This is a genomic window from Exiguobacterium sp. s5, from assembly GCF_018618075.1.
Lineage (GTDB): Bacteria > Bacillota > Bacilli > Exiguobacteriales > Exiguobacteriaceae > Exiguobacterium > Exiguobacterium mexicanum_A.
This window is the reverse complement of record NZ_JACSLK010000006.1, coordinates 168,746-183,420: the sequence shown is the minus strand read 5'-3', so window position 1 is coordinate 183,420 and position 14,675 is coordinate 168,746. Positions and strand designations below refer to the sequence as shown.

The 14,675-nt window shown below is 54.8% G+C and carries 13 protein-coding genes and 1 riboswitch; of the genes, 9 read left to right on the top strand and 4 right to left on the bottom strand.

What is annotated here, in order from left to right; genetic code table 11:
• Positions 1-17 precede the first annotated feature (17 nt).
• Entirely contained in the window at positions 18-2,609 is a 2,592-nt protein-coding gene (gene clpB / locus KNP60_RS12970; RefSeq protein WP_034781279.1) for an ATP-dependent chaperone ClpB, read from the top strand.
• A 38-nt stretch (positions 2,610-2,647) separates the two neighbouring features.
• On the opposite strand, the gene KNP60_RS12965 is transcribed toward clpB, so the two are convergent.
• Positions 2,648-3,721: a TIGR04053 family radical SAM/SPASM domain-containing protein gene (locus tag KNP60_RS12965; RefSeq protein ID WP_034781277.1), complete on the bottom strand. Its 1,074-nt coding sequence runs from the start codon at positions 3,719-3,721 to the stop codon at positions 2,648-2,650.
• Positions 3,718-5,082, bottom strand: a complete 1,365-nt coding sequence (gene hemG, locus KNP60_RS12960) for a protoporphyrinogen oxidase (RefSeq protein WP_034781274.1) — start codon at positions 5,080-5,082, stop codon at positions 3,718-3,720. Before hemG ends, KNP60_RS12965 begins: the two co-directional genes overlap by 4 nt.
• A gap of 112 nt (positions 5,083-5,194) precedes the next feature.
• On the opposite strand from hemG, the gene KNP60_RS12955 reads away from it, so the two are divergent.
• Positions 5,195-5,368, top strand: coding sequence for a hypothetical protein (locus tag KNP60_RS12955; protein ID WP_214797633.1), 174 nt, complete (start codon positions 5,195-5,197; stop codon positions 5,366-5,368).
• Positions 5,369-5,426: 58 nt separating this feature from the next.
• Positions 5,427-6,368, top strand: a complete 942-nt coding sequence (gene glsA / locus KNP60_RS12950; RefSeq protein WP_034781271.1) for a glutaminase A — start codon at positions 5,427-5,429, stop codon at positions 6,366-6,368.
• Here the strand turns inward: glsA and KNP60_RS12945 are convergent.
• On the bottom strand, positions 6,365-7,138 hold the full coding sequence (locus KNP60_RS12945; RefSeq protein ID WP_034781270.1) for a CHAD domain-containing protein: 774 nt from the start codon (positions 7,136-7,138) through the stop codon (positions 6,365-6,367). The two genes, glsA and KNP60_RS12945, sit on opposite strands and share 4 nt — an antisense overlap.
• Positions 7,139-7,175: 37 nt before the next feature.
• Between KNP60_RS12945 and KNP60_RS12940 the strand changes: the two genes are divergently transcribed.
• From KNP60_RS12940 to KNP60_RS12925, 4 genes are all read left to right on the top strand, one after another.
• Positions 7,176-8,546, top strand: a complete 1,371-nt coding sequence (locus KNP60_RS12940; protein WP_214797632.1) for an MATE family efflux transporter — start codon at positions 7,176-7,178, stop codon at positions 8,544-8,546.
• 172 nt (positions 8,547-8,718) lie between these two features.
• Complete coding sequence (gene nagA, locus KNP60_RS12935) at positions 8,719-9,864, top strand: N-acetylglucosamine-6-phosphate deacetylase (RefSeq protein ID WP_214797631.1); 1,146 nt, start codon at positions 8,719-8,721, stop codon at positions 9,862-9,864.
• Positions 9,861-10,625, top strand: coding sequence for a glucosamine-6-phosphate deaminase (gene nagB, locus KNP60_RS12930; RefSeq protein WP_214797630.1), 765 nt, complete (start codon positions 9,861-9,863; stop codon positions 10,623-10,625). The genes nagA and nagB overlap by 4 nt, the downstream gene beginning before the upstream one ends.
• A gap of 151 nt (positions 10,626-10,776) precedes the next feature.
• Positions 10,777-11,880, top strand: a complete 1,104-nt coding sequence (locus tag KNP60_RS12925; protein WP_034781266.1) for an LCP family protein — start codon at positions 10,777-10,779, stop codon at positions 11,878-11,880.
• A gap of 33 nt (positions 11,881-11,913) precedes the next feature.
• Here the strand turns inward: KNP60_RS12925 and KNP60_RS12920 are convergent, their stop codons facing one another.
• Positions 11,914-12,642: a GntR family transcriptional regulator gene (locus KNP60_RS12920; protein ID WP_034781265.1), complete on the bottom strand. Its 729-nt coding sequence runs from the start codon at positions 12,640-12,642 to the stop codon at positions 11,914-11,916.
• A gap of 96 nt (positions 12,643-12,738) precedes the next feature.
• Between KNP60_RS12920 and KNP60_RS12915 the strand changes: the two genes are divergently transcribed.
• Both KNP60_RS12915 and KNP60_RS12910 read left to right on the top strand, forming a co-directional pair.
• The gene (locus tag KNP60_RS12915; RefSeq protein ID WP_214797629.1) at positions 12,739-13,899 is read left to right on the top strand and encodes an alanyl-tRNA editing protein; all 1,161 of its coding nucleotides are present in this window, start codon (positions 12,739-12,741) and stop codon (positions 13,897-13,899) included.
• Entirely contained in the window at positions 13,893-14,321 is a 429-nt protein-coding gene (locus KNP60_RS12910; protein ID WP_214797628.1) for a GNAT family N-acetyltransferase, read from the top strand. Before KNP60_RS12915 ends, KNP60_RS12910 begins: the two co-directional genes overlap by 7 nt.
• A 77-nt stretch (positions 14,322-14,398) precedes the next feature.
• A riboswitch (Lysine riboswitch) is annotated at positions 14,399-14,579 on the top strand.
• The last annotated feature ends 96 nt before the right edge of the window (positions 14,580-14,675 follow it).

Below are 14,675 nucleotides of genomic sequence, written 5' to 3'. Positions count from 1 at the left end.
CCTAAGGAGGAAGCAGAATGGATTTCAATCGATTTACCGATAAAGCACATGAAGGTATCGTCAGCTCGCAGGCACTTGCGAAACAGTACCACCATAGCGAGATGAACGAATGGCACGTCTTGGCGTCGATGATTTCACAAACGGACGGCATCGCGCCGCTCTTACTGCAAAAAATGGAACTGAGTGTCGCTGATATCGAGGCCGAGGTCGCGATGGCGCTCAAGAACGCACCGAAACTTCAAACACCGACGACGCCGATGATCTCGGCCTCGTTGTTGAACGTGTTGACGACGGCGGAACGTGAAGCGACAGGGATGAGCGATGAATACGTCTCGGTCGAACATATTCTGCTTGGGATCATCATGAACAAGAGTCAAGCACAGAACATGCTCGAGCGCAAAGGTGTGACCGAGGAGAGATTGCGTGAGGCACTCGTCGCCGTCCGGGGCAATCGACGGATCACGTCAAAATCACCGGAAGCGACGTATGACGTCTTGACGAAGTATGGACGCGATTTGATCCAAGAAGTGAAGACCGGCAAAATCGATCCCGTCATCGGGCGCGATAGCGAGATTCGGCGTGTCATCCGTATCTTGAGCCGGAAGACGAAAAACAACCCGGTCTTGATCGGGGAACCAGGCGTCGGGAAAACGGCGATCGTCGAAGGGCTCGCCCAACGCATCGTCCGCGGCGACGTGCCGGAGAGCTTGAAAGACAAGACGATTTTCAGTCTCGATATGAGTTCGCTCGTCGCAGGGGCCAAATATCGCGGCGAGTTCGAAGAGCGGCTCCAAGCCGTCTTGAACGAAGTGAAAGAAGCGGAAGGGAAAATCATCCTCTTCATCGATGAACTGCACACGATCGTCGGGGCCGGTAAGTCCGAAGGCGCGATGGACGCCGGGAACATGCTCAAACCGATGCTCGCCCGCGGTGAACTCCACTGTATCGGTGCGACGACACTCGATGAATATCGGCAATATATTGAGAAAGATCCAGCGCTCGAGCGCCGCTTCCAACAAGTGCTCGTCGACGAACCGGACGTCGAAGACACGGTGTCGATCTTGCGTGGATTAAAAGAGCGCTTCGAGATTCACCACGGTGTCCGCATTCACGACAACGCGCTCGTCGCAGCGGCCGTGTTATCGAACCGCTATATCACCGACCGGTTCATGCCGGACAAGGCGATCGATCTCGTCGACGAATCGTGTGCGATGATTCGGACGGAGATGGAATCGATGCCGGCCGAGCTTGATGAACTCGTGCGCCGCGTCATGCAACTCGAGATCGAAGAGGCGGCCCTGAAGAAAGAGAGCGATGACGCCTCGAAGAAACGACTCGATGCGTTGCAGCAAGAGCTCGCCTCGATCCGCGAACAGTCCGACGCGCTTCGACTCCGCTGGGAAAACGAGAAAGAGTCGACCCATCGTGTCCAACATATCCGTGGGGATTTAGAAAAAGTGAAACTTGAACTGCAAGAAGCCGAGAGCCGTTACGATTTGAACCGGGCCTCCGAGCTCAAATATGGCCGCATCCCGGAACTCGAGCGCGAGCTTGCAGAAGCAGAGCGGCTCGCTGGTTCGGTGACACGTGAACTCGTCCGGGAAGAAGTGACCGAGGAAGAGATTGCCGAGGTCGTCTCGAAATGGACGGGCATCCCTGTGACGAAATTGACCGAAGGAGAACGAGATAAGTTGCTCAACCTCGAGACGGTACTTCATCAACGCGTCTTCGGACAAGACGATGCGATTCGGCTCGTCAGCGACGCCGTCATTCGGGCTCGGGCCGGCATCAAAGATCCGAACCGTCCGATCGGCTCGTTCTTGTTCCTCGGACCGACCGGTGTCGGGAAGACCGAGCTCGGGAAAGCGCTCGCCGAAGCGATGTTCGACTCGGAGGACCATATCGTTCGCCTCGACATGAGCGAGTATATGGAGAAACACGCCGTGTCGCGTCTCGTCGGGGCACCTCCGGGTTATATCGGCTATGAAGAAGGCGGCCAGTTGACGGAAGCGGTCCGCCGCAACCCGTACTCGGTTCTCCTGCTCGACGAGGTCGAGAAAGCGCACGCCGATGTGTTCAACATCTTGCTGCAACTGCTCGACGATGGTCGCTTGACCGACTCACACGGGCGTGTCGTCGACTTCAAAAACACGATCGTCATCATGACGTCGAATATCGGGGCCGACATCTTGCTCGAAGCGGCGAAAGATGGCGTCATCGATGAGGCGGAAGAACGCCAAGTCATCGAGCGGCTCCGCCGCCACTTCCGTCCCGAGTTTTTGAACCGGGTCGATGAGACGATTTTGTTCCATCCACTCACGCGGGCTCAAATCGGCCAAATCGTCGAAAAAGCGGTCGCGCGCATGGGCAGTCGCTTGACGGCGCGTTCGATTCAAATCGAGATCACGGATGCCGCGAAGGTGTTCATCGCCGACGAGGCGTATGAGCCACAGTTCGGGGCCCGTCCAATCAACCGGTACGTACAACGGACGATTGAGACGAAACTCGCCCGTAGCATTCTCGCCGGAGACATCGAGGACGGCCAGACGGTCGTCATCGACGTCGAGAACGACGAGTTGACGCTTCGTCCCGCGACGGTCACTCACTGAATCACGAAAGAGCGCTGGCTGACGCCGGCGCTCTTTGTTTATGCAATCGGTTCGGGTTGATAGACGCAGTACGGTTCCTCGGCCTTATAGTCGCCGGTGACGGCATAAGCGCGGGCCCGAGACCCTCCGCAGACGTATCGATATTCACAGTAGCCGCATTTCCCGTGGTGTGTATCAGGGTCACGCAGCGATTTGAAGACCGGGTGGTGCCGATAAATCTCAGCGAGCGGTGTCTCTTTCACGTTGCCGCACGTGATCGGCAAAAAGCCGGACGGCTGGACGTCGCCCGTATGCGAGATGAACACGAAGCCGTTCCCGTCATTCGTGCCGCGAGGCGCCTTGGCGAGGTCGTCATGCGGATGGCCGATGGGCGGCAATCCAACTTGTTTTCGTTTCAAATTCTCTTGCCGGGCGATGCGCCGATAAAACTGGGCCTCGGTCGTCGAGATGATGAACGGGACGTGCTCTTGCAACGCGAACGCCCAACGGAGTACATCTTCATGCCGTTCTGGCGAGATCGGCTGGAGGAGTGACCCGCGACCGGTCGGCACGAGGAAGAACAACGTCCATACCGAGACGCCGAGTTCACCGACGAGTTTGGCGATTTCCGGGAGTTGGTCGACGTTATACTCCGTGACCGTCGTATTGATTTGGAATGACATCCCTTCTTCTCGGAAGTATGAGATGCCACGCAGCGTCCGTTCAAAACTGCCACGCGTTCCCCGGAAGTAGTCATGCGATTTGGCATCCGGACCGTCGAGTGAGAACGCCCAGCGCGTCAAGCCGGCGTCTTTCGCCCGTTTGACGGCGTCATGGGTCACACGAGGTGTCGCCGACGGGGTCATCGACACACGCATGCCGAGCGAAGCGGCATATTCGGTCAGTTCGAACAAGTCCTCACGCATGAGCGGGTCGCCCCCGGTGAAGACGAGAATCGGATTATCCATCGCCTGGATGTCTCGGATGAGTGCCTTGCCTTGCTCGGTATCGAGTTCACCCGGATAGCGATGGAACTGGGCCTCGGCTCGGCAATGGACGCACGATAGCGCACAGGCACGTGTTACTTCCCAGATGACGATGAATGGATTTTCGTTGTAGTCGACTCGTTTCATACGGACACCGCCTGTCTCGCCATCACCCGGGAGACGGCCTGTTTGGCCGAGTCGACGCAGTCGGGGAGACCGACGCCATGCAAGATGGCACCACATGCCTCGATCCCGTCGAGTGTGGACAGCTGCTCTTCGAAAGCGCGCACGTATTGTTTGTGACCGACCTCATATTGCGGCATCGTATCGATGTGCCGTTCGACTTTTGTGAAAATCGGGGTACCGACGTGTTGAATCTTCCGCAGTTCACGCAGCGCGAAGTCGGCGATGGTCTCGTCGGATTCCGTCAACAAATCGGGAACGAACTCAGATCCGATGTAGACGCGTAAGAGCGCCTTATGTTTTGGTGCCATGTGGGGCCACTTCTTATGCATCCAACTGCAGGCCGTCAAGGCGTTCCCTTCCGCTTTGGCGATGACGTAACCGGTCCCGTCGAGTGACGTGACCTCTTTTTCATCGAACGCCGCGAGCACGGTGATGGAAGACGTCCGTTTCAACTCGGACAATTTTTCTGCTTCCGGGAGACCGAGGATCGGACCGAGCGCATTCGGCGAAGTGGCCAAAATGATGCCGTCGAACGACTTGGTCGTCCCGTCGGCGAGGGTGACTTCATGGGGCCGGACCGACGCGACCTTCGTCTCTGTATAGAGGCGGTCAATCGACGGGCGAAGCGCCTCGATGAGGACGCCGAGACCTTGCTGAAGGGATAGAAACTTCCCGGCTTCACGTGGCTTGACGCCGGCTTGAACAGGTGGTGTCAATGCTTTCATACCGAGAATCAGGCTGCGTGTTTTTTGTTCAATCGTGATAAACTGAGGGAAAGTAGACTCGATGCTCATATCGTCGAGCGTCCCGTTGTAGATTCCCGAGAGAAGCGGTTCAATCATCGCATCGACGACTTCTGATCCGAGCCGGGTCCGGAAGAATTTGTCGAGCGAGATGTCTGTTCCCGTATAGACGCGTGGCAGCACGAGGTCCATCCCGGCCCGAAGTTTACCGCGCCACGTGAACAAATCGGTCTTGACCATCGGCCAAAACTTGGTCGGGATGCCCATGACCGATCCGTCCGGCATTTGTCGAAGCTGTTGGCGGACATAAATGTACGATGTCCCGGTCATCGACCGGACGAGATGGTCGTCGAGTCCGAGCTCGGTGATCAGTTCGGTCAATGTCGGTTTTCGGGCCATGTATCCGTCCGGTCCGCATTCTAAGACGAAGCCGTCTTGATAGACGGTCTTGATTTTTCCACCGATTCGATCGCTCGCTTCGTACATGGTGACGTGCGCCCCGGCTTGTTTCGCGTAATAGGCGGCGGCCATGCCTGTAATTCCTCCACCGATAATTGCAATTTTGTTCAATCCATTCACCCATTTCTATGTAGTGTTCTTCCTAACGGTACCGAGAATATTGACGTAGACATAGGATAAGTCTCACATGGTTCTAGACAAATTCGTCACGATTGGGAAGGAGAGGCTCTATATGGTTTGGTTCGGCATAACGGCGACAATCGTCGTGGTCGGCATTATTGCCTTCATCGCATCGATGAATCGGTACGGAGAGAAGCTCGACGGAGATGAAGACAGCCCGTCGGTCCTTTGGGCTGATGAGGAATGGTATAAGCCAGAAAAGGAAGACGGACCACTTGATGGTTAACCGTCTTCGAATATGATAAGATGACCCGGTTGAAAACTATCGGACATGGGGTGATTGGATGAACGTATTGGAACAACAGTTGGCGCATTTGGTCGATGAGTGTCGTCCGTACACAGCACAAGGGAAAGTCGCCGACTATATTCCTGAGCTCGCGCATGTACAGGATGATTTGCTCGGCGTGGCGATTTGTTTGCCTGATGGTTCATATATTCATGCGGGGGACGTCCACCATAAGTTCACAATCCAAAGCGTCTCGAAGGCGTTGACGCTATGTTACGTCTTGATGGAGTTTGGAGAAGATTACGTGTTCTCGAAAGTCGGGATGGAGCCGACCGGCGACGCGTTCAACTCGATTGCCAAGCTTGAAGAGACGGTGCCGTCAAAGCCGCTCAATCCGATGATCAATGCAGGGGCGCTCGCTGTCACGAGCATGATTTTAGGGGACACGGCGGAACTGAAAATCTATCAGTTCCGCCAGTTTTTGGCGACGTTGCTCGACGTGCCGGTGGAGGAAATCACGTATAACGAAAAAGTCGCCCGCTCGGAATACGAGACGACCGACTTGAACCGGGCCTTGCTCTATTTCATGCGCCATCACGGGATTGTCGAGGGTGATGTCGATGAAATCATCGACGTGTACACAAAGCAGTGTGCGATTGAAATCGATTGCTTTGACTTGGCCCGCATTGGCCGAATTTTGTCGGGCAACGGGGAAGACCCGGTCACGGGCGAAGAGCTGATCCCGCGTCGCGTCGTCCGAATCGTCAAAGCGATCATGACGACGTGCGGCATGTACGATGCGTCGGGGGAATTTGCCGTCCGTGTCGGTCTCCCGGGAAAGAGCGGGGTGTCCGGGGCCATCCTTGCGACCGGTAAACACGAGCTCGGACTGAGCGATGTCGGCTTCGGGATTTTCGGACCGGCGCTCGACTCGAAAGGGAACTCGATTGCCGGGATGAAACTGCTCGAACTGCTCGTCGAACGCTACACGTCCCGCTAAAGCTGGATGGCGTCGACCGATTCGTCGAGCCGAGATTGCAGCTCGTGCACGACTTGTTCGTAATCGTCGGCCAAGGCGGCGGGCGGTGTGAAATCGCTCCAACGCAATAACAGTTGATGTCGGTCGTTCATGTCGCCGAGCTCGGTCTGGAGCCGCTTCAGTTTTTGAATTTGATCTTTTGAGGCTTTCGTCTCATAGTTCAATAAGTACTCGTTCAAATAGCGCTCTCGTTTCACGGCGAGCCTGACTTTGTGGAGCGTCTCGAGCCGGTCGGACATCTCCGTCGCATCGTGATGGGCGTCGATCCGTCGTTTGCGGTCGCTCCTCGCTTTATCGATAAATGACGAGGCGTCCTGCTTTTTGAAGGCACGGAACAACTGTCCTCCGATAAAGCGGCGAACTTGTTGGTCGAGCGATGGGGTCATCTTCTCCGTGACGCGCGTATTTAAAATCGTGCGGTCTTTGGCGCGGCTCGCTTCGACGTGATCGGCGAAAGCCTGCTCGAGCTCGGTCTCGACAGCGAGCCCTTCGAGCAGAACGTCCCCGTCACGCACTGCACCGAGCGCCTCCATCAACTGTTTCAACTGACGATACGTGGAAGGTTTCGTGTCGTACAGTTGCATGAACGTCAATAGTTTCCGAAGATGGACCCGCGCTTGGTGGATGTCTTCGCTGTTTTGGAACGTGAGCGCCTCGGTCATATAATGATTGAACGTGTTCCACGTCTCCAAAAGCTCGTATTTTAATTTCTCCGCATTCCGTTGATTCATTCTAATTTTTCCTTTCTGAAATGAGATGAGGTTGTCCATGTATCAAACACATTCACTTAATGAAAAAATTAAACTGTTCTTCACCATCTTCTTCCCGATTTTGGTGACACAAGTGTCCTTTTACTTAATCAGCTTTTTTGACACGGTCATGTCAGGCCGTGCCGGTGCCGTCGATTTGGCAGGCGTCGGTGTCGGGTCGAGTCTATGGATGCCCGTCTATACGGGGTTGAGCGGGATTTTGCTCGCTGTCGCACCGATCGTCGCGCAGGCGCTCGGGGCACGCAACATCCAACAGATTCAACGGACACTGTATCAAGGTGTTTACTTAGCGATCGGGCTGAGCGTCGCGACGCTCGTTCTCGGCTTCTTTCTCGTCCCAAGTGCTGTCGACGGCATGGGGCTGAGTGAAGAAGGCAAACGGATTGCCAAAGGGTATTTGCTCGCACTCGGATTCGGAGTATTGCCGATGTTCTTGTTCAACGTGCTGCGCACACTCATGGACTCGCTCGGCAAAACACGAATTTCGATGCTGCTTATATTATTAGGGTTACCCATTAACGTCGGGTTAAACTACATCTTCATCTTTGGAAAACTTGGTGTGCCGGCATACGGCGGTGTCGGGGCCGGAATTGCCTCAGCGATCACCTACTGGTTGCTGTTCTTTATGGCGTTCGCGTTCGTCCGGAACGGAAAACCGTTCCTCGAATATCGCTTCCTGCGTTCAGTGGAACGTCTCATGTGGCCGAGACAAAAAGAGTTGCTCAAGCTCGGCACGCCGATCGGTCTCGCCATTTTTGCCGAAGTCAGCATCTTCGCCGCAGTGACATTGCTCCTTAGCGCCTATGGTGACAATATCGTCGCGGCCCACCAAGCGGCCATCAACTTCGCCTCGTTCGTCTATATGTTGCCGTTGTCGGCATCGAGCGCGCTCACGATCGTCGTCGGGTACGAACTCGGGGCCGGGCGACTCAAGGACGCGGTGCGCTATGCTAAAATCGGGATCGTACTCTGTCTGGCCGTCTCGCTCTTCTCGGGTGGTCTTTTGTTCTGGCAAAATGAACGGGTTGCCGCGATTTATACGAACGACGCGGCCGTCGTGGAACTCGCGGCCCACTTCATGATCTTCGCGGTCTTTTTCCAACTGTCGGATGCGGTCGCCGCACCGATTCAAGGGATTTTGCGTGGCTTCAAAGACGTGAACGTGACGCTCGTCTTGTCGCTTATCGCCTATTGGGTGATTGGTCTCCCGCTCGGCTATACACTCGCCGAACAGTTCGGCTTCGGACCGGACGGTTACTGGATCGGGTTGATCGCAGGTCTTGCGGCAGGCGCCGTCTTGTTGTTCATGCGTCTCATTCATATCGTCAAACGGTATGAGGGGAAACCGCTCATGAACGAGATCTCATAACCTGCAAAAGTTGATGTCACTGACGTCAACTTTTGTTGTTTTAGGCATGAATAAGTCGGGCAAAGGATTGAGGGAATCAATCCTTTTTATTAAACAAAATTGGTCTATACAACTATACTTATTTTTGTTATGATGACGATGAAGCTACTTGAGGAAAGGTGGATGACCAATCATGGTGATCATCAACGCACAGATCGTTTCGGGGGACAAGACATGGGAACGAGGATATATCCGGTTCGACGGAGCGACGATTGAGAGCGTCGGTTCGATGGATGAGTATAGAGCAGAAGGTGAGACGGAGCTCGATGTGGACGGGGCGCTTGTGACGCCGGGCATGATTGACGTTCATATCCACGGCGGGTATGACGTCGACACGATGGATGCGGATGAAGACCGATTGCGTCACCTCGCCAAGTCGATGCTTGCTGAAGGAGTGACATCATTCTTTGCGACGACGATCACGCAGTCACCGACTGCCATCACGAAGGCGCTACAATCAGCCCGGACTGTCATCGAGGCGGGAGACACGTCGCTCGTCGGTATCCATCTAGAAGGACCGTTCGTCAACGTCGATAACGCGGGGGCGCAACCGGCAGAATATATTATCGACCCCGACGCGGAGCAGTTCCGGACATGGCAACAGGAGGCCGGCGGGCACATCCGTCTCGTCACGTATGCGCCGGAACGTCCAGGGGCACGTGAACTCGAACGAGCGATGCTTGAGACCGGGGCGGTCGGGTCGACCGGACACACGAACGCCACGTTCGCCGAGAACAAGGAAGCGAACGTCAAACATGCGACGCACTTATACAATCAGATGCGCGGACTTCACCATCGGGAGCCGGGAACGGTCGGCTATTGTTTATTGGAGCGGGACGTCATGGTCGAAATCATTCCAGACGGGATTCACAGCCGTCACGAGATGGTCGACTTCGCCTATCGCATGAAGGGGGCGGACGGGCTCGTCGTCATTACGGACGCGATGCGGGCGAAAGGGCTTCCGGACGGTCGCTATGAACTCGGAGGCCAACCGGTCATCGTTGCGGACGGGGCAGCCCGCCTTGAAGCCGGAAACTTGGCCGGTAGCGTCTTGACGATGGACGCGGCGTTCCGAAACGTGGTCACGTTCACAGGATGCACATTATCTGAAGCGGTGAAGATGACTTCGACGAACCAAGCGCGTGAATTCGGATTGACGAAAAAAGGATCGATTGCGGCTGGCTTTGATGCGGACCTCGTCATTTGGGACGATGCGCTGTCGGTCACGACAACGATTCTTCAAGGACGTATCGCTTATTCGAAGGAGGATATGGAATGAACATACTAGTTGCGAAAACACCGACAGATGCAGAAACGATCGCTTATACACTCATCACTGAACGATTGGCTGGGAAACGAGAGTTCGTGCTCGGGCTGGCGACGGGGAGCACGCCGGTCGGCATGTATCAGATGTTCAAACGTGACAAGCTTGACTGCAGTCATGTGACCAGCGTCAATTTAGATGAGTACATCGGACTCGCATCGAGTCATCCGCAAAGTTATCATCACTTCATGGAAGAACGCCTGTTCAATGACGTCCCGTTCAAAGAGAGCCATGTGCCTCGTGGGGACGCGGAAAATCCGGAAGCGGAAGCGGCACGATACGAACAGCTCGTCCGATCGATTGGGGTCGATCTTCAATTGCTCGGCATCGGAGAGAACGGACATATCGCCTTCAATGAGCCGGGTACCGCGCTCGATGCGAAGACGCACGTGACCGAACTGACCGAGTCGACGCGGGAAGCGAACCGTCGTTTCTTTGACACGATTGAAGAAGTGCCGACACATGCCATCACGATGGGGCTCGATACGATCATGAACGCGCGAGAAATTGTACTCGTCGCAACAGGTGCTCGTAAAGCGGAAGCCGTGCACCACATGATTGAGAGCGTACCGACGATCGAGTGGCCGGCTTCCATCTTACAGGCGCATCCAAGCGTCACCATCGTGCTCGACGCCGAAGCGGCTTCAGGATGCAGTGACGTGTTACAGGCACGTGGCAGCGAAGCGGCCGACCGATTCTTTTCCATCCGAGCTTAACGACCTGGAGACAAGTGTCTCCAGGTTTTTTTATGGCCAACTGTGGGAAATTGTATGGAAATGGATTTGTAATCAAAACGTTTTCGACAAAAGTCGAGGATTCCTCTATAATAGGTGAAGCTCATATCAATCGACCGTGAAGGAGAAAATCATGAATTCAAGAACCCAGGCTCGTAGACGTCGCAAAGGCCCGTCTGCGTTTTATAAGCTGTTCAGCGCCCTCGTATTGATTGCCGTCATCGTAGGCTCGAGCATGTATGGGACAGCGTTTTATAAAGCACATAACATGTTGTCCGGTACGCAAGTGACACTTGAGGATGATCCGACCCTCGAACCGACGCGATTCGATAAAGAGGACACCGAGAGCTTCCTCGTGCTCGGGACGGACTTGTCCCCGCAAAAGAAAGCACGCGGGGAGTACGGTCGTTCAGACGTCATGATCGTCGTCATTTTGAACAAGAAAAATAAGCAGACGACGATGCTCAGCATCCCGCGTGACTCGTACGTCAATATCGACTACACGGGCTTCAACATCCCGTATGGCAAGACCGGTCTCGATCAAGATAAGATCACGCATGCGTACTATTTCGGGTCGATGGATGAATCGAACCCGAACAACGGGATGCGAGTAGCGACGAACACGATCGAAGACTTGGTCGGTATCGATATCGATCACGTCGTCTCGCTCAACTTCCAAGGGTTCGTCGACTTCATCGATGCCGTCGGCGGCGTCGAAATCGATGTCCCGTTCTCGTCGGAACAGAAGAGTTATGACGCTTCCCGTGAAGTCGTCCAAGTCGAAGAAGGATTGCAACAGTTGTCAGGTGAAGAGGCACTCGCTTACGTCCGGAACCGCTATGACGACCCACGCGGTGACATCGGACGCGGACAGCGCCAGATGGAAGTGATCAACGCGGTCCTTGACCAAGCGCTCGGCACCTCACTCATCAACAACTATGACAAGGTGTTGAAGGCGGTCGGTGACAACATGCAGACGACGCTCGGTCCAAACGACTATATGCGCCTGATCGAAGACGTCGGTGCCCTCAACAACACGGTCCAGTATCAGTTGACCGGTGAAGGGGCCCGCGGCAACGACGGCCATTTCTATTACTTCTTGAACGAGCCGTTACTCGAAGAAGTCCGCTATCGTGTCCAACAGGCCGATGCGGGCAATGAAGTGGAGCCGATGACCGATACAGAGCTCGAAACGTATATGTATGACCCTGCCGGCATCACGTACGAAGCACAATAAAAAATGGTTTGCCGTCCGCGGCAAACCATTTTTTTACGTCCGATCCATGGAGACGGTGAACGAGTAGGCGTCACCACGGAACAAGGAACGGCTATATTCGAACATGTCTCCGTTTTCGAGATACGTTCGTTGGTCGATCAAAAGGACAGGGGCGTTCGGAGAAATCGTCAACAGCTTCGCTTCTTCCGGCCCCGCGCTCCGTGCCTCGAGCGTTTGGGTCGCGTTCTTTAATCGAAGGCCGGACTGCTCGGCAAACTCATAGATTGAACCGACGGCAACCGTCTCGGTCAGTTCTGGCAACAAGGCGACCGGGATATACGCGGTCTCGAGGGCGAGCACGTTCTCATCGGCGAGACGCAACCGTCGCATCTCATAGACGGGGGTATCAAGAGACACGCTCAACTTTTGAGCGATTTTCGCCGGGGCTGGAATCGTCTGGAACGATAACAGGCGGCTGAACGGTCGCATGCCCCGATGTTTGATTTCTTCTGAGAAGCTCGTCAATCCAGACAAGGCCATCGTGATTTTCTTGTTGGCGACGAACGTTCCCCGGCCTTTTTGCCGGCTTAAATAACCGGCGTTGACCAAGTTCGTGATCGCTTGTCGGACCGTCATCCGACTGACGTTATAGCGCTCGGAAAACTCCCGTTCGGATGGGATCGATTCTCCGGGTTGAAGCTCGCCGGCATCTATTTGTTGCTTTAAATAGGCTTCGATTTGATAATAAATAGGTAGCGGTGATTGTTTATCAATCTGTAACATGCATATCGCTCCTGACTTCGAAAGTAAGTGTTTCTTATTATAGACCAAATTAGACTAGTTGTCTGAACATATCTTACAGAAAAGGCGGCGACAGCAATGAATTCATGGCAATTTGAAACGACGGTGACCGAGACCCGCACCGATGCGCGCGGGACATGGATCGCGCTTGAATCCACATTATTTTATGCAGAAGGCGGGGGACAACCACCGGATGCCGGGACACTCAACGGAGAGCCCGTGCTCGATGTGCAACGGGTCGACGAGATCGTCTGGCACTTGATCGAACGTACGCTCGAACCTGGAACGCTTGTGACGGGCGTCGTCGATGAGGCGGTCCGTCGCGACCACTCGATTCAACATACGGCCCAACATGTATTGACGGCTTTGTTAGAAGATGAGTATGGCATTCAGACGCTCAGTTTCGGGATTGGACCATCCGAGTCTTCGCTTGAAATCGATACGGATACATTCGATTGGGATCAAATCGAGTCGCTAGAACGAGACGTGCAACGCATCATCTTTGAGAACCGACCGGTCCATGTGCGTGAATTCCCAGCCGAAGAAGTCGAACAAGATCGTTTACGAAAAGTGACAGACCGCACCGGAACCGTTCGCATCGTCGCCATCGACGGCCTCGATTACAACGCCTGTGGCGGGACCCATGTGGATTCAACGGGTCAACTCGGAATCGTCCATGTGACCTCGATGAAGAAAGTCCGCGGTAACGTCCGTTTGACGTACGTCGCCGGTCTTCGGGCCTTGGCCGCGGTCCATTCGTCCCGGACCGCACTACGGACGATTCACCAAACGTTGTCGACGACGAACGAGACGGTCGCCGCCCGTGTCATCGAAGAACGGAATCTTCGTCTCGAGCGGGACAAAGAAGTGAAGGCGCTCGAGGCCCGCGTCGCGAAAGCGAAAGTCGCCGCCTTCTTGCAAGAAGACAATTATGTCATCACCCACATCGGCAAGACGGAAGCAGAGACGCTCACGACGACGATCGTCGAACGCATCGCCGCGACCGGACGGATTGCCGTCGGAGCGAACCACTCGGGACAGAAGCTGTGGCTCATGCATGACGGGACACACGACATCGCCATCGGTAAGTTTTTGAAACGGACGCTCGACGACCTCGGCATCGGTCGAGGGGGCGGCAGTCACAAACAAGCGCAAGCCCGTTTCGAGTCTGTCCTCGAGTTAGAACGAGCGACAGCGGAGATTGTGAAGCGGCTACAGGAAGGAATGGTATCATGTTGAAGATTGAACACGGGAACGACTCGAAACTGATTGAACTGGCCCGGTCTGTGCGGGAAACGGTGTTTATTGGTGAACAAGGGATCGCGCCGGAACTTGAGTATGACGAACTCGACCCGGACTGTATCCATTTTGTCGGAATGGTGGACGCTGAGCCTGTCACGACGGCACGTCTGCGCCCAATCGGTGACGGGGTCGGGAAAGTCGAACGGGTCGCCACACTTGCCACGAAGCGCGGCAACGGGTATGCCAAGGAAATCATGCTCGCCATCGAATCTGTCGCGCGGGCTAGGGAGTTACACGAGCTCAAGCTAGGGGCGCAACTGACGGCACTCCCGTTCTATGAACGACTCGGGTACGAGGCGTACGGCGATGAATTTTTAGATGCTGACATTCCACATCGGATGATGCACAAGGCGTGGTGACCATTGTTTGAAATTTTCCTTTTTTCTAAAAAAAGGTTGGCAAGCCGGGAAGCATTTGTTATAACTAAAACTAACAACTGACAGATAGAGGTTGCGAATGACATGAGTAAGCTTGATCGACACGGACGCATTCCGGATCGAGCCGAAAGGGGAAATTCGCCGAAGTCGACGTTCGCATGCGTACGAACGAAGGCTGGGGTAGTCGTGAATAACGCCTACACTGCCATGGATGAAATGCCATGGAGCGCTATCTACGGAACGATTCTTTAATCGTTTTTCAACTGCGCGTACAAGCGGCAGACCGTAGGGAGAGTGCTTCCTACCGGTCTGCCGCTTTTTCTGTTGGTGGACATC

Excerpts from the sequence above, each read along its gene's own strand:
- clpB (WP_034781279.1), top strand. The coding sequence starts at position 18 with ATGGATTTCAATCGATTTACCGATAAAGCACATGAAGGTATCGTCAGC.
- KNP60_RS12965 (WP_034781277.1), bottom strand. The coding sequence starts at position 3,721 with ATGAAACGAGTCGACTACAACGAAAATCCATTCATCGTCATCTGGGAA.
- KNP60_RS12955 (WP_214797633.1), top strand. The coding sequence starts at position 5,195 with ATGGTTTGGTTCGGCATAACGGCGACAATCGTCGTGGTCGGCATTATT.
- glsA (WP_034781271.1), top strand. The coding sequence starts at position 5,427 with ATGAACGTATTGGAACAACAGTTGGCGCATTTGGTCGATGAGTGTCGT.
- KNP60_RS12945 (WP_034781270.1), bottom strand. The coding sequence starts at position 7,138 with ATGAATCAACGGAATGCGGAGAAATTAAAATACGAGCTTTTGGAGACG.
- KNP60_RS12940 (WP_214797632.1), top strand. The coding sequence starts at position 7,176 with ATGTATCAAACACATTCACTTAATGAAAAAATTAAACTGTTCTTCACC.
- nagA (WP_214797631.1), top strand. The coding sequence starts at position 8,719 with ATGGTGATCATCAACGCACAGATCGTTTCGGGGGACAAGACATGGGAA.
- nagB (WP_214797630.1), top strand. The coding sequence starts at position 9,861 with ATGAACATACTAGTTGCGAAAACACCGACAGATGCAGAAACGATCGCT.
- KNP60_RS12925 (WP_034781266.1), top strand. The coding sequence starts at position 10,777 with ATGAATTCAAGAACCCAGGCTCGTAGACGTCGCAAAGGCCCGTCTGCG.
- KNP60_RS12920 (WP_034781265.1), bottom strand. The coding sequence starts at position 12,642 with ATGTTACAGATTGATAAACAATCACCGCTACCTATTTATTATCAAATC.
- KNP60_RS12915 (WP_214797629.1), top strand. The coding sequence starts at position 12,739 with ATGAATTCATGGCAATTTGAAACGACGGTGACCGAGACCCGCACCGAT.
- KNP60_RS12910 (WP_214797628.1), top strand. The coding sequence starts at position 13,893 with ATGTTGAAGATTGAACACGGGAACGACTCGAAACTGATTGAACTGGCC.